The organism is Ferrovibrio sp. GW821-FHT12E11, assembly GCF_058806975.1.
In genome coordinates, this window is sequence record NZ_JBXAQG010000001.1 from 2,407,515 (window position 1) to 2,422,276 (window position 14,762).

General features: G+C 64.8%; 12 protein-coding genes and 1 pseudogene. All 13 read left to right on the forward strand.

Annotation, left to right across the window (positions count from 1 at the left end; all coding sequences use genetic code 11):
* Positions 1 to 16 precede the first annotated feature (16 nt).
* The 13 genes and pseudogenes from AC1ROT_RS12100 to AC1ROT_RS12160 all read left to right on the forward strand — a co-directional run bounded on the left by AC1ROT_RS12100 (position 17) and on the right by AC1ROT_RS12160 (position 14,713).
* Entirely contained in the window at positions 17 to 559 is a 543-nt protein-coding gene (locus AC1ROT_RS12100) for an RNA polymerase sigma factor (RefSeq protein ID WP_492973528.1), read from the forward strand.
* A gap of 37 nt (positions 560 to 596) precedes the next feature.
* Complete coding sequence (locus tag AC1ROT_RS12105; protein ID WP_492999253.1) at positions 597 to 1,529, forward strand: FecR family protein; 933 nt, start codon at positions 597 to 599, stop codon at positions 1,527 to 1,529.
* Between the two features lie 160 nt (positions 1,530 to 1,689).
* Positions 1,690 to 4,029, forward strand: a complete 2,340-nt coding sequence (locus AC1ROT_RS12110; RefSeq protein ID WP_492999255.1) for a TonB-dependent siderophore receptor — start codon at positions 1,690 to 1,692, stop codon at positions 4,027 to 4,029.
* Positions 4,026 to 5,231: a PepSY-associated TM helix domain-containing protein gene (locus tag AC1ROT_RS12115; RefSeq protein ID WP_492999257.1), complete on the forward strand. Its 1,206-nt coding sequence runs from the start codon at positions 4,026 to 4,028 to the stop codon at positions 5,229 to 5,231. Before AC1ROT_RS12110 ends, AC1ROT_RS12115 begins: the two co-directional genes overlap by 4 nt.
* A 545-nt stretch (positions 5,232 to 5,776) precedes the next feature.
* Entirely contained in the window at positions 5,777 to 7,171 is a 1,395-nt protein-coding gene (gene miaB / locus AC1ROT_RS12120) for a tRNA (N6-isopentenyl adenosine(37)-C2)-methylthiotransferase MiaB (RefSeq protein WP_492999259.1), read from the forward strand.
* Positions 7,172 to 7,205: 34 nt separating this feature from the next.
* Positions 7,206 to 8,261 carry a PhoH family protein gene (locus AC1ROT_RS12125; protein WP_492999261.1) on the forward strand — a complete coding sequence of 352 codons (1,056 nt, stop codon included), beginning with the start codon at positions 7,206 to 7,208 and terminating at the stop codon, positions 8,259 to 8,261.
* 9 nt (positions 8,262 to 8,270) lie between these two features.
* Positions 8,271 to 8,750 (forward strand): annotated as a pseudogene (gene ybeY / locus AC1ROT_RS12130) (rRNA maturation RNase YbeY); the annotation flags it as partial.
* A gap of 152 nt (positions 8,751 to 8,902) precedes the next feature.
* A complete protein-coding gene (locus tag AC1ROT_RS12135) occupies positions 8,903 to 9,787 on the forward strand; it encodes a hemolysin family protein (protein ID WP_492999263.1) in 885 nt (294 codons plus the stop codon).
* Positions 9,788 to 9,795: 8 nt separating this feature from the next.
* The gene (gene lnt, locus AC1ROT_RS12140) at positions 9,796 to 11,370 is read left to right on the forward strand and encodes an apolipoprotein N-acyltransferase (RefSeq protein ID WP_492999265.1); all 1,575 of its coding nucleotides are present in this window, start codon (positions 9,796 to 9,798) and stop codon (positions 11,368 to 11,370) included.
* A gap of 67 nt (positions 11,371 to 11,437) precedes the next feature.
* Complete coding sequence (locus AC1ROT_RS12145) at positions 11,438 to 11,914, forward strand: helix-turn-helix domain-containing protein (protein ID WP_492973520.1); 477 nt, start codon at positions 11,438 to 11,440, stop codon at positions 11,912 to 11,914.
* A gap of 135 nt (positions 11,915 to 12,049) precedes the next feature.
* Entirely contained in the window at positions 12,050 to 13,264 is a 1,215-nt protein-coding gene (metK, locus tag AC1ROT_RS12150; protein ID WP_492999267.1) for a methionine adenosyltransferase, read from the forward strand.
* 129 nt (positions 13,265 to 13,393) lie between these two features.
* A complete protein-coding gene (gene trmB, locus AC1ROT_RS12155) occupies positions 13,394 to 14,002 on the forward strand; it encodes a tRNA (guanosine(46)-N7)-methyltransferase TrmB (protein ID WP_492999269.1) in 609 nt (202 codons plus the stop codon).
* Between the two features lie 33 nt (positions 14,003 to 14,035).
* Positions 14,036 to 14,713: a CbtA family protein gene (locus AC1ROT_RS12160; RefSeq protein WP_492999271.1), complete on the forward strand. Its 678-nt coding sequence runs from the start codon at positions 14,036 to 14,038 to the stop codon at positions 14,711 to 14,713.
* Positions 14,714 to 14,762 lie beyond the last annotated feature (49 nt).

Genomic DNA, 14,762 nt, shown 5'->3' on the forward strand with positions numbered 1-14,762 from the left:
TCACCGGGGGAGCCGCTTGGCCGACGAGACCGCATCTGCCGCGGCACGACATCACTTCGCGGCGCTGTTCTCCGCCCAGCGGGGCCCGCTGGTGCGCTGGCTGTCGCGTCTGGTCGGTGACCGTCACGCGGCCGAGGACCTGGCGCAGGATGCCTATATCAAGGCCGCTGCTGCTGCCGAGGCCGGCGAGGTGCAGCATCCGCAGGCTTTCCTCTATCAGACCGCGCGCAACCTGGCGCTCGATCATCTGCGGCGGCAGAAGGTGCGCACACGGGTGCATCCCGCCGGCAGCGACGGACTCGATGCGGCGGTCGCCGCCGTGCCGGCAACCGAGCCGTCACCGGAGACGCAGGTCCTGGACCGCGATCGCGTTCGCCGCTTCCAGGCTGCACTGGCCTGCCTGCCTGAGCGCGCCCGCCAGGTGCTTGTGTTGCACCGGATCCATGGGCTGACCCAGACGCAGATCGCGCGGAAATTCGGTGTCACCGAACGTACCATCGCCAAGGACCTGGCGCTGGCGCTGAAACATTGTCTCGCCGCCGATGGCGGCTACGGATAGGACTTCCGCTTTGACCGGCCTCGCGCGTCTTATCGATATGTCCCTTGATCCGACTGCCCATCCCGAGCAGCAGGCCGCCGACTGGTTCGCGACCCTGCGCGGCGACGCCGATGCAGAAATCCGCGCGGCGTTTCTCCTCTGGCATGATGCCGATCCGGCCCATGCGGCGGCCTATGCCCGCGTCGAAGCCCTGTGGACCGATGCCGATTTGACGGCGGCGCTGTTTGCGGTGGGCGCGGAAAAACCCAAGGTCCGCGTTCCCATGCTGGCGCGCCGCATGGCGGCGGCAGCTGCAGTGCTGGTAGGGCTGTGGGGGGCTGCGCATATCAGCGGGCTGGATGTCGATTTCGCCGCTGACCATGTGGCGAAAGCCGGGCTGCCGCAGCGCGTGACCCTGGCCGACGGGTCGCAACTGCTGCTCGATGCCGGTGCGGCAGTCGCAGTGGATTACAGTGCGCAGCAGCGCAAGGTCACGGTGCTGCGCGGCCGCGTCTTTGCCGAGGTGCAGCCCGATGCGGCCAGGCCCTTCCGGCTGCAGCGTGACGATGTGGCGGCCCAGGCGCTCGGCACGGCCTACAGCCTGGATGCTGCGCGTGACGTCACGGTCGCCGTACATCATGGCCGCGTGGCGGTGGCGCGGGCCAGCCGTTCATTGGCCACGCTGACGGCTGGGGAGGCGGCCGTTCTGGGGCAGGGTGGCGGCATGAATGCCATGGCCATCGCGCCGGAGGCTTTCGCTTGGACCGAGAACCGCCTGGTTTTCGCCAACCGACCGCTGGGCGAGGTGCTGGACGAACTCGACCGCTACTGGCCGGGCATGATCTGGGTACGCGGCGCCGATCTGGCCGGCCTCCATGTCTCGGGCAGCTACCGGCTCGACGACCCACCGGCCGTGGTGGCGGCTCTTGCCGCGGCCACAGGGGCGCAGGTTGCCGTCTATGGCGGCCGGCTGTTGATCCTCTCCCGCTGATTTTTTCATAAAAACGCTTCCGGTTGACGCTGCCCCATGCGTCAGGGCTTAAGGGTCGCAAATGCGTCGCATTTGCTGAAAGAACAGGCATTGGGGAAGTTGAATGCACAGGTATTCTTGGCGCAACGCGCTTTTGCTGGGAACGGCGTTGGTTTTCGGCATGGCGGGCAATCTGCCCCTGCAGGCCCAGACCCCAGTTGCGCAGGGTCAGCCAGTCCAGCAGCAGTTCGACATTCCGGCCCAGCCGCTGACCGCGGCGCTGGATGGTTTTGCCCGTAACTCCGGCTGGCAGCTCGGCTATCCGGCAGCGCTGGCCCAAGGCAAGACCTCGAGTGTGCTGCGCGGCACCTTCAGCCCCGCTGATGCGCTGGCCCGCCTGCTGACCGGCACCGGCCTCACCTACCATGTCACCGGCGCAAATACGGTGACACTGGTCGAACTGCCGGCCCAGGGCAGTAACGCCGCGGTGCTGCCCACACTGGCGGTCGAAGGCCGGCAGCGCAGTGAAACCGCTTGGGGGCCTGTCGACGGCTATGTCGCAACGCGCAGCGCCACGGGCACCAAGACCGATACGCCGCTGCTGGAAACGCCCCAGTCCATTTCGGTGATCACACGCGAGCAGATGGACGAGCAGAAGCCACGCCAGATCGGCGAAACGCTACGCTATACCGCCGGCGTCCGCGCTGAAGCCGGTGGCCTGCAGATGCAGCATGACGGCATCCAGCTGCGCGGCTTCACGCAGTTTGCCGGCTACCTCTATCGTGATGGAACGCGCGAACTGCCGCAGGCTTTCCTCGGCTTCCATGCGCCGGAGCCCTACAACATGGAGCGCGTCGAGGTCATCAAGGGTCCGGCCTCCATTCTCTATGGCCAGAATTCGCCAGGTGGCCTGGTCAACATGGTGACCAAGCGGCCGACCGACCGGCCGATCAACGAAGTGGAAGTGCAGGGCGGCAGCTTCGACCGCAAACAGATCGCCGCCGATATCGGCGGCGCAGCGAGCGAGAAACTGTCCTACCGTTTCGTCGCGCTTGGCCGCGACACGGACACGCAGGTGGATTATGTGCGGGATGATCGCATCTTCCTGGCCGGCGGTCTGACCTTCCGTCCCGGCGCCGATACATCAGTGACGCTGCTGATGGATCATCAGCGTGATGACTCGCTCTACATTTACGGTATGCCGGCGGTGGGCACCGTTCTGTCGAGCCCGAATGGCAGGATACCGATCAACCGCTTCGTGGGTGAGCCGGACTTCGATTCCACGCTGATGAACAAGACATCCTTCAGCGCGCTGACCGAGCATGGCATCGACAATACCTGGACGCTCCGCCAGACGCTGCGCTACAGCGATCACGACTATGATTCCAAGACGATCTTCCTTGGCGCCCAGCAGGCCGATCCGCGCTTTTATAACCGCAACGTGCAACGACGGCTGGCCGCGGGGCGCGTCTTTACTGCCGATCAGCAGGCCGAAGCCAAGTTCGATACCGGCCCGGTCAAGCACACGGCCATCGCCGGCTTCGACTATCAGCATGTTTCGCTCGATGTGATGACCGGCAACTCGACCGGCGGTGGCGGACTGCTCAATATCTTTGCGCCGAGCTATGGCAGGGCCGTGAGCGTGCCGGCCTTTGGCAGTGGTTCCGACCAGACGATCGCGCAATACGGCCTCTATGCGCAGGACCAGATCAGATATGACAACTGGATCCTCGTCGCCGGCGGACGCCAGGATCGCGCCGTCAGCGATACGAAGAATCGCTTCACCGGCTTCAAAACCATGCAGGACGACCGCGCGCTCACCGGTCGCGCCGGCCTGATGTATCTCTTTGACATGGGCCTGGCGCCCTATGTCTCTTATGCCGAATCCTTCGAACCGGTGTCCGGTACAGACTTCTCCGGCAAGGCCTTCGTGCCCGAAACCGGCCAGCAACAGGAAATCGGCGTCAAATATCAGCCGAAAGGCTACGACAGTTTCGTCACCTTCTCGGCTTTCGACCTGCGCCGGCAGAATGTGACGACGAGCGACCCTGCCCATCCCACCTTCAGCATCCAGACCGGCGAAGTGACGTCGCGCGGCCTGGAGCTGGAGGGCAAGGCCAGCATCAGCCGTGAGCTCGATCTGCTGTCTGCCTTCAGCTATACCGATGTAGAGGTGACCAAGAGCAACGGTACCGATCTGGGAAAGCGGCCGGCCCGCGTGCCGGAATACATGGCCTCGCTCTGGGCCGACTATACGCTGCGCAGCGGCGATCTGTCTGGTCTCGGCTTCGGTGCCGGCGCCCGTTACATCGGCACCACCTATGGCACATCAACCAACAGTTTCGATGTGCCGGCCTATACGCTGTTCGATGCCGCTGTGCATTACGACTGGCAGAATTTCCGCGTCTCGCTGAACGCCGCCAATCTGTTCGACAAGGAGAACTTCTCCTGCGGCTCGCTGACGAGCTGTAACTACGGCATCGGCCGCACGGTGATTGCCGCGGTCCGTTACCGCTGGTGATCGCTGCCCTGCAAAGGGCGGCGACGCGGCCATTCTGGCTGTTGGTCCACCGCATCGCAGGCCTGGCGACGGCGGGATTCCTGTTCGTCGCCGGTCTGACCGGTGCGGTGATCGCGTTTCATTTCGAGCTGGATGCCTGGCTCAATGCCGACATCTTTCATGTCCAGGCGGTCGGACCGCCGCTGCCGCTCGACGATCTGGTCGCCCGCGTCGAGGCGGCGGAGCCGCGCGCCATGGTGCGGTATGTGCCGCTGAATGTGCGGCCGGGCGAAACGGCGCGCCTGTCCCTGCGCCCGCGCTCCGATCCGCAGACCGACCGGCCCTTCGTGCTGGGCTATGACCAGATTTTCGTCGATCCCGCCACCGGCACGATCCTTGAGCGGCGTCAGCGTTTCGGTGGGGGCATCGACCGGCGCCATGTGGTCGGTTTTCTTTACGAACTGCATTACCGGTTGCATCTGCCGGGTCGCTGGGGCGCCTGGCTGATGGGTGGGGTCGCACTGGTCTGGCTGTTCGACAGCATCGTCGGAGCAGCGCTGACCCTGCCGCGGGCACGACCACTGCTGCAGCACTGGCGCGTCGCCTGGATAATCAAACCCGATGCGAGCCTGCGCCGCCGCTATCTCGATCTGCATCGGGCCGGTGGCCTGTGGTTCTGGCCGGTGCTGATGATGCTGGCGTTCACCAGCATCTACTTCAACCTGAACCGCGAGGTGTTCCGGCCCGTTGTCTCGGTCTTCAGCAGCCTGACCCCGTCGCCCTACGATCTGCGCCAGACCCGGCCGGCCGGCAGTCAGACGCCGGCGGGACTGGGCTTTACCGCGATCTCTATCTCCGCCAATGCCGAGGCCGACCGGCGCGGCTGGTCGGATCGTCCGGGCGGGATATCCTACAATTCGGCCTACGGGATCTATTCGGTCCACTTCTTCCCCGGCCAGTCGGATTACGGCGCCGGACCCAACCGGCCGTTTCTGTATTTCGATGCGATGGACGGACGATTGCTCGCGGCGGAAGTGCCCTGGCAGGGCACGGCCGGCGATGTTTTCCTGAGGCTGCAGTTTCCTCTGCACAGCGGCTGGATCGCCGGTTTGCCGGGGCGCATCGTCATTTCTGCCGCGGGGCTGATAACGGCGCTGCTCTCGGTCACCGGCATCGTGCTGTGGTGGCGTCGGCGGTCGGCGGTAAAAAAAATGGCGGGCTAGAACGTCATATCTTCAGGGGCCGGTGAAAACCGGTTTCGACCAGCCAGCCAGCCGCGCCGGGCAATCCGCCGCAAGCCAGCCAGCCATCGGCCCCAGCCTGCCCTTGATATTCTTTTATATATTCCCATTTAGTTCTTGTTGCCCGCCAGGCAACAGGCAGATTCGGTCTCGTTTCCCCGCCTTCGACGAAAGCCGGCGAGTGCCGGCGAAGCCGAACGAACGCAAACGAAGCCGAACGAAGCCGAACGAAGCCGAACGAAGCAAAACGAAGCCGAACGAACGCCCGGGAGCGCCGGTGGAGCCTGGCAGGCGCGAATCGGGGTGTTGTCGGGCCGGACCCGATGCTGCCCGGCTCGGGCGAGGTGCACGGTGATTATATTAACCCCTTGATTCTCTTGTGAAGAATCTGTGACGCTGCCCCTGATCGGCTGCTGTTGTCCTTGGTTTTTGCCCCCCGGGGTGATAGCGTGGGCTGTCGGCAACGAATTCTTAAGGAGCGTCTGGGGCGTCGTCAGGTTGAAGGCCCGCCCCGCTGAAACCCGGACTTGGCCAAAAAGCTGTTCATCAAGACCTACGGCTGCCAGATGAACGTCTACGACTCCGCCCGCATGGCGGACGTGCTGGCCCCGCTCGGATACGCCAAGACCGACGATCCCGAGGATGCCGACATGGTCATCCTCAATACCTGCCATATCCGCGAAAAGGCCGCCGAGAAGGTATTCTCCGAGCTTGGCCACTGGCGCATCCGCAAGACGGAGGCCCAGAAGCAGGGTGGCGACGTCACCATCGCGGTCGCCGGCTGCGTCGCCCAGGCCGAGGGCGAGCAGATCAACCAGCGCGCGCCCTTCGTCGACCTCGTGGTCGGCAGCCAAGCCTATCACAAGCTGCCCGAGCTGCTGGCGAAAGCCGAGCGCGCCAGCGTCAGGCACAGCGGCGGACCCCATAAAGCGGGACTGGGCCTGATGGAGACCGCCTTCCCGGTCGAATCGAAATTCGATCATCTTCCCAACGAGATTTCTGCGGCCCCCGGGCCGGTCGGCTATCTGGCCGTGCAGGAAGGCTGCGACAAATTCTGCACCTTCTGTGTCGTGCCCTATACGCGCGGCGCCGAATATTCCCGTCCGGCGGATGCCATCATCGCGGAAGCCCTGAGAATCGCCGCCACCGGCGTGCACGAGATCGCATTGCTCGGCCAGAATGTGAATGCCTGGCATGGCGAAGGTTCTGATGGCGCGACCTGGTCGCTGGCCCGCCTGCTGGCGGCGCTGCACGAGCGGGTCAATGCGCAGTATCCGCAGATCCGCTGGCGCTACACCACATCGCATCCGCTGGAGATGAGCGACGACCTGATCGCCGCCCATCGCGACCTGCCGATGCTGATGCCCTTCCTGCATCTGCCGGTGCAGGCCGGTTCGGATGCCGTGCTGAAAGCCATGAATCGCCAGCATCGCGCGGCAGACTATCTGCGCGTGGTGGAAAAGCTCTATGCCGCGCGTCCCGATCTGGCGCTCAGCGGCGATTTCATCACCGGCTTCCCCGGCGAGACCGACAAGGATTTCGCGGCGACGCTCGATCTGGTGCGCCAGGCGCGCTATGCCGCTGCCTATTCGTTCAAGTATTCCGCCCGCCCCGGTACGCCGGGCAGCCTGTTGCCCAATCAGGTGAGCGATGCGGCGAGCAGCGCGCGGCTGCAGGCCCTGCAGGATCTGCTGCGCGAGCAGTCGCTGGCCTTCAACGCCGGCACGGTGGGGCGGACGCTGGATGTGGTCGTCGACCGCGCCGGACGTCGTCCCGGCCAGGTGCTCGGCCGCTCGCCTTACATGCAGTCGGTGATCGTCAACGATGCGTCGCTGCAAATCGGCGATCGCGCCGCAGTGACCATTACCGCCGGCCATGGCAGTTCCGTGGATGGGCAGCTCGCCCGTCTGGCAGCAGCATGAGGATCGATTGGACGCAGCAACGAGGCCAAAGCCTGTGAGCGATGCACGCGGCGCGGATAAAACGGCAGCCGATCCGATCATTCTGGATTTCGAGGACAATCGCCTGCTCGCCCTGCTGTTCGGCGAGCATGATCGTCATCTCGCCCGCATCGAAGAGCGGCTGGGCGTGGCGGTGGCGTCGCGCGGCAACCGGCTGATGATCACCGGCCCGGCCGAGGCGCAGGTCCAGGCGCGCAAAATTCTCACCGATCTCTACCGCCGTCTCGAAAACGGCACCGAAGTCGAGATGGGTGATGTCGATGGTGCAATCCGCATGACGCAAGGGGGTCCGATGAACGCTCCAGTGACGGCGAAGCTGCGTGACAAGGCCGAATTGATTCGGGATGACCGGCCGATCCCGGACGGTGCGGTGCGCACCAAGAAGCGCATCATCATTCCGCGCTCCCATACGCAGAAACTGTATTTCGACGCACTGCAGAATAACGAACTGGTCTTCGGCCTCGGCCCGGCCGGCACTGGAAAAACCTATCTCGCCGTCGCCATGGCGGTGTCGATGCTGCTGGAAGGCCGTGTCGACCGTATCATCCTGTCGCGCCCCGCCGTCGAAGCCGGCGAGCGTCTTGGCTTCCTGCCGGGCGACATGCGCGACAAGATCGATCCGTATCTGCGTCCGCTCTACGACGCGCTCTACGACATGCTGCCGGCCGAACGCGTGGCCAAGGGCCTGGAAAGTGGCGAGGTCGAAGTGGCGCCGCTCGCCTTCATGCGCGGCCGTACCCTGGCCAACGCCTTCGTCATCCTGGACGAAGCGCAGAACACCTCGCCGGTGCAGATGAAGATGCTGCTTACGCGGCTTGGCGAGAATTCGCGTCTGGCGGTGACCGGCGATCTGTCGCAGATCGATCTGCCGATCGGCGTGCCGTCGGGCCTACGTCATGCGCTGGATATTCTCGATGGCGTCGATGGTATCTCGTTCGTGAAATTCGGCGAGGCCGATGTGGTGCGCCATCCGCTGGTCACCAAGATCGTGCGCGCCTATGCCCAGAAGGAGCAGCAGCTCGACCTGGCGACGCCCAGACCGAGACGCTGATCCGCCACCATGCCTGAAGGCCCGAGTATAGAGATCGACATCCGCATTGCCGCGGCCGGCTGGCGCAAGGATTTGCCCAACCCGGCTGTGGCGGTTCGCAAGGCGGTGCAGGCCGCCCTGAAAAGCGAACTGCCGGCCAAAGCCGCCACCGGCCTGAGCATCCTGCTCACCGACGATGCCGAGATGCGCAAGCTGAATGCCGGCTGGCGCGCCAAGGACAAGCCGACCAACGTGCTGTCCTTCCCGGCGGAAAACGCCGTCGATCCGGCACGACCGCCGGCCTATCTGGGCGATGTCGCACTGGGTCTCGCCACCTGCAAGCGTGAAGCGAAAGCGCAGAAGAAAACCCTGGCCGACCATGTGGCGCATCTGACCGTGCATGGGGTGCTGCATTTGCTCGGCTACGACCATATGGATGACGACCAGGCCGAGGCGATGGAGCCGCTGGAGACCGTGATCCTGGCCGGTATGGGCATTGCCGATCCCTATACGATCCGGCCCGCCAGGGCCGTCACCAAGAAGAAGATCGTGACCAGGAAGAAGACCGTTACAAAGAAGAAGAGTGTTGTGAAAACGAAATCTGCGCCTGTCCGGGCGAAACAGAAGACCACGAAGACGACCGCAAAGCGGAGGCGCGCGTCATGAGCGAGGCCCGCGAAAACGGCAACGGCGGCACGACATTCTGGCGCCGCCTGCTGTCGCTGCTGCGCGGACGCAGCGACGAATCCCTGCGCGAGAGCATCGAAGAGCTGCTGGAAGAGCATGCCGATGACAGCGCCACGCCGGAAGAGACCGCCGAGCGCGCCCTGCTGCGCAATGTGCTGGAAGTGGGCGAGCTGCGGGTTGGTGAAATCCGCGTGCCGCGCACCGACATCATTGCGGTCTCCACCGAGATCGAGTTCGAGAAGCTGGTGAAGATGCTGGTGGATGCCGAGCATTCGCGTCTGCCGGTCTATCGCGGCTCGCTCGACGACGTGATCGGTATGATCCATGTCAAGGATGTGCTGCCCTATCTGGCCGGCCGCAGCGGCTTCGCCATCGACAAGATCATGCGCAAGCTTCTGGTGGTGCCGCCATCGAAGTCGGTGCTGGAACTGCTGCGCGAGATGCGCGACAGCCGCGTGCATATGGCCATCATCGTCGATGAATATGGCGGCGTGGATGGCCTGGTCACCATCGAGGATCTGGTCGAGCAGATCGTCGGCGAGATCGACGACGAGCATGATGAAAGCGCCGGCGCCATGCTGATCCAGCGCGCCGACGGCGTGCTGGAGGCGGTCGGCCGCTGCCCGATCGAAGACCTGGAAGAAAAGATCGGCCGCGTCCTGCAGGATCCGGAAGAAGACGAGGAAGTCGATACCGTCGGCGGCCTGATCGTTTCGCATCTCGGGCGGGTGCCGCTGCGCGGCGAACTGATCGAACATCCCGCCGGCCTCGCCTTCGAGGTGCTGGATGCCGATCCGCGCCGGGTGAAGCGTGTGCGCATCCGCGTACAGACGCAGGAAACCAGCGCCGATGCGGCCTGACGCCTGACATGAGCCGACTGACCGCTGTGATGACCGTGCTGGCGAATCTGGCCGGCTGGCGCCGCTATGGCCTCGCCCTGCTGCTGGGTGTGGCTTTGGCCGGTGCGCAGGCGCCGCTGTCGCTCTGGCCGCTGGTCTTTATCGCCTTCATCGGACTGCTGCATCTGCAGACTACCACGCTGCGCTGGCGCGCCTTTTTCACCGGTTTCGCTTTCGCCTATGGCTATTTCGTCGCCGGGCTGTACTGGATCGGCATTGCCTTCTTTGTCGACGCCGACAAATACGCCCTGCTGCTGCCGCTGCCGGTGCTGGGCCTGCCGTTGCTGCTGGCCGTGTTCCCCGCTGCAGGCCTGTGGCTGGCGCTGCAGGTTGCCGGCGCCAGCGCGGCCTGGCGGTTCCTGCTGGCGCCCTTCGGCTGGCTGATCGGCGAATACCTGCGCGGCCATGTGCTGACCGGCTTTCCCTGGAACGTGGTGGGCGCCATCTGGGGCGACTGGCCGGCCACCATGCAGCTGGCCGCCTTCATCGGCGTGCAGGGGCTCGGGCTGATCACCATGCTGGCGGCTGCCGGCCTCGCGCTCTTCCTGTTGCCCGGCCTGTCGCAGCGGGTGCGATTGGCGACATTGTTGCTGCCGGCCGGCTTCGTGTTGCTGCTGGGCCTGGGCAGTCTGCGCCTGCCGACGGCAGCCGTCGACACCGTGCCCGACGTACAGTTGCGTCTGGTGCAGCCCAGCGTGCCGCAGACGGTGAAATGGCGCGACGACCTGCGCCAGCAGCATCTGCAGGAGCATGCCGCGCTCAGCCTGCAGGCGGCGGAGATTCCGCCCACCCATATCATCTGGCCGGAAACCGCCCTGCCGTATCTGCTGGACGAGGAACCACGCCTGCGCGAGGGCCTGGCCAGGCTGCTGCCGGCGAAAGGCGGTGCCCTGATCACCGGTGCGCCGCGCCGGATGTTCGATGCGAAGCAGCAGCTGGTGCTGTTCAACAGCGTCTTCGTGCTGGATGCCACCGGTACGCTGGCCGGCGTCTACGACAAGCTGCATCTGGTGCCGTTCGGCGAATACCTGCCGTTCCGCAGCATCCTGAAGCCGCTCGGCCTCGACGCCCTGGCGGCGGGCAGCGTTGATTTCTCGCCCGGCGAATCGGCGGCAGCACTGACCATTCCCGGCCTGCCGGCGGCCCGCGTGCTGGTGTGCTACGAGGCGATTTTCCCCGATGAGATATCGGATGGCAGTGGCGGGCCGCGGCCCGGCCTGTTGCTAAACGTTACCAACGACAGCTGGTTCGGTCGTTCGTCAGGGCCTTGGCAGCACCTGAACGCTGCCCGTTTCCGCGCCATCGAGCAGGGCTTGCCCCTGGTGCGGGCCGCCAACAACGGCATCAGCGCCATTATTGACCCTTATGGGCGAATCACCGCCAGCCTGGGGCTGGATGCCATCGGCGTGGTTGACGGCCGTTTACCAAAAGCCCTGGATGGTTCTCCGCCTTACGCGCGTATCGGTGATGTACCTTTGCTCGCTTTTTCGCTATTATTCCTTATCTGGCGCTTTGTGGCGCTTCGTCGCAGTGCAAAGCGTTGACCGCAGCAACGACGAGGGACTTTAATCGGCCCTTCGTTTTTGATTATGCGTTGCGTGAGGGTGCCCAGTGACGAAGAACTCCGTCGACATTCATGTCGGCAATCGATTGAAATTACGCCGGACCATGATCGGCATGAGTCAGGACAAGCTCGGCCAGATGGTCGGCCTGACCTTCCAGCAAATCCAGAAATATGAAAAAGGCGCCAACCGTATCGGCGCCAGCCGTCTGTTCCAGTTCGCCATCATCCTCGGCGTGCCCGCTGCCTATTTCTTCGAGGGCCTGGACGAGGCGCAGATTGCCAACCGCGATGGCCAGATGGTGGAATCGGCCGTGCCGTCCAACAGCCCGGCGGCGTCGTTCAGCCGTGACGATGTCGAACTGCTGCGCGCTTTCAACGGCCTGCGCCAGACCGGCCTGCGCCGCAAGATCATCGATCTGGTCTGGGCCATGGGCAACGGAACCGAAGAGACGGACGGCGAAGACTCACCGGCCGGCGCTGTGGAACCGGGCTTAACCCCAGTTCGGTCACGCCATTCCGCTTGACCCCCGCGTCAGGCTCTGCGAAATAACCGGACTTTTCCCGTTTTCCCAATTCCGGCGTGCGCCAAACGCCGGTGCGGGGGCGGGGTTTAAAAAAAGCCTGGGGCCGGTTGGCGCGGCTGCTTGAGGAGATAACACGTGGCGCGTTCTTCCTATCTGTTCACCAGTGAATCGGTGTCTGAAGGCCATCCCGACAAGGTCTGCGACCAGATCTCGGACGGTGTGCTGGATCTTTTCCTGAAGGAAGATCCCTATGCCCGCGTCGCCTGCGAAACGCTGGCCACCACCAACCGCGTGGTCATCGCCGGCGAAGTGCGCGGCCCGAAGAGCCTGGTGTCGAAGTCGGGCGCGGTGAACAAGAAGAAGATCGAAGAGGTGGCGCGCGCCACCATCAAGAAGATCGGCTACGAGCAGAAGGGCTTCCACTGGAAGACCGCCAAGATCGAAGTGCTGCTGCATGGCCAGTCGGCTGACATCGCCGTCGGCGTCGATGCCGCCGGCAACAAGGACGAAGGTGCCGGCGACCAGGGCATCATGTTCGGCTATGCCACCAACGAGACCCCGGAACTGATGCCGGCGCCGCTGCAGCTCTCGCAGAATATCCTGAAGGTGCTGGCCGACGTGCGCCACAGCGGCAAGGAGCCGCTGCTTGGCCCCGACGCCAAGAGCCAGGTCACGCTGCTCTACAAGAACGGCAAGCCGACCGGCGCCACCGCCATCGTCGTCTCGACTCAGCATGCGCTGAAGGACAAGAAGGGCCGCGTTCTGGAAAGCGGCGACATCAAGCGCATCGTGAAGCCCTACGTGCAGAAGGTCATGCCGAAGGGCTGGATGTGCGATGACGAGCATCTCTACGTCAATCCGACCGGTCGTTTCGTCATCGGCGGTCCGGACGGCGATTGCGGCCTCACCGGCCGCAAGATCATCGTCGACACTTACGGCGGCGCGGCCCCGCATGGCGGCGGCGCCTTCTCGGGCAAGGATCCGACCAAGGTCGACCGTTCGGCCGCCTATGTCTCGCGCTACTTGGCGAAGAACGTGGTCGCCGCCGGCCTGGCCGACAAGTGCCTGATCCAGCTGTCCTACGCCATCGGCGTTGCCTATCCGCTGTCGGTCTATGTCGACACCTACGGTACCGGCAAGGCCGACGAGAACAAGATCTCCAAGATCCTGCAGGAGCTGGTGAAGCTCAGCCCGCGCGGCATCCGCGAGCATCTGAACCTCAATCGCCCGATTTACGCCCGCACCGCCGCCTACGGCCATTTCGGCCGCAAGCCGGAAAAGGACGGTGGCTTCTCCTGGGAGAAGACCGATCTGGTCAAGGACCTGAAGTCGGCCTTCAACATCCGCTAATTCAACATCCGCTAATACGTGTCTGACGACGAGTCCGCGGCCGCGCCAAGACGTCTGATTTTCGGACGTCGGCGCGGCCGCAAACTTTCCCCCACCCGCGAAAACCGTTTTGGCGACTGGCTGCCGCGCGTGTCGATCGCGCTGCCGGCGCCTGGCATTGCGCTCGATCCGGCCTCGCTGTTTGCCACACCGAAAAAAGCCTACTGGGTCGAGATCGGCTTCGGCGATGGCGGCCATATGTTCGCGCTGTCGCAGCAGCATCCCGATGTGGGCTTCATCGGCATCGAGCCCTACGAGCATGGCGTGGCCAAGCTGGTCATGCGCATCGCCGAACGCCATGATGGCGGCGACAGCCGCGACAACATCCGCATTCTCACCGACGATGCGCGCCTGCTGCTGAAGGCCTTGCCCGACAACAGCGTGGCGCGCGGCTTCACCCTGTTTCCCGATCCCTGGCCGAAGAAGCGCCATCAGTGGCGCCGCATCGTCAATGCCGACACGCTCGCTGACTGGTCGCGGCTGATCCCGCCGGGTGGCGAACTGCGGGTCGCCACCGACGTGCCCGATTACCAGCGCTGGATGCTGCGCCATATCCTGGCCGAGCCGCGGTTCGACTGGCAGGCGGAGACCCGTGCCGACTGGCTGCGGCGGCCGGATGACTGGCCGCCGAGCAAATATGAGCAGAAGGCCATCGCCGCCGGGCGGGTGCCGCACTATTATCGTCTGCGACGGACCTGAACCTCCGCCGTAGAGACAGCCCGGGAGGCGCTCATGCGGTTGCGTCTGGTATTCGCGACGGTACTGGCCGGCCTTGGCGCCGCCCTGGCCCTGATGATTGCCCGGGTGAATCTGGGCCCGGTCGTCGCCGGCCAGCTGCCGTCCAATGAAACCCTGCTGATCCATCATGTCTGGCTCGGCATCGCCGGCGGCCTGCTGCTGCAGCTGGTTTTCCTGCATCGGGCGGCCCAGGCCCGGGCCGATCTGTCCGGGTTCGCACGGGTCCGCGACGGCCTGCTCTGGGGGGCTGCCGGCTTCACCGCCTTCGTGCTGGCGCCCTGGCTGGCGCTGCCCGACCTGCCGCCAGGCCGGATTCCGGCCGACCGCCTGCTTTTCTGGCTGCTCGCCCTGGCGTCAGGTGCAGGCGGCCTTTGGCTCCTGTACAGCCCCGGTGGGCACTGGTTCAGCGGCCGGATCGCCGCCCTGGTGCTGCTGGCCTTGCCGCCACTGGCTGGCGGCTTCAGCAGCGCCGGCGGCAGTGGCCCGCCGGCCACCCCCGGCTATGGCGAGCTGGCCGGATCGGCCAGCCCAGACCTTGGGGTCTGGAAGGTGCTGGGCCTCTATCTCCTGTTCTGGCTGCTGCTGGGGTATTTTTCGGCTCTGGCGGCCCGTCGGGTGGGGCCGCGCGGACCGGGAAAAACCGACCCTGCCGGACCGCCCCCGACGGGATGACCGAGGGGGCGAAAAGCCTTGCATTGGTGGAATTTGCCGCTATAACAGC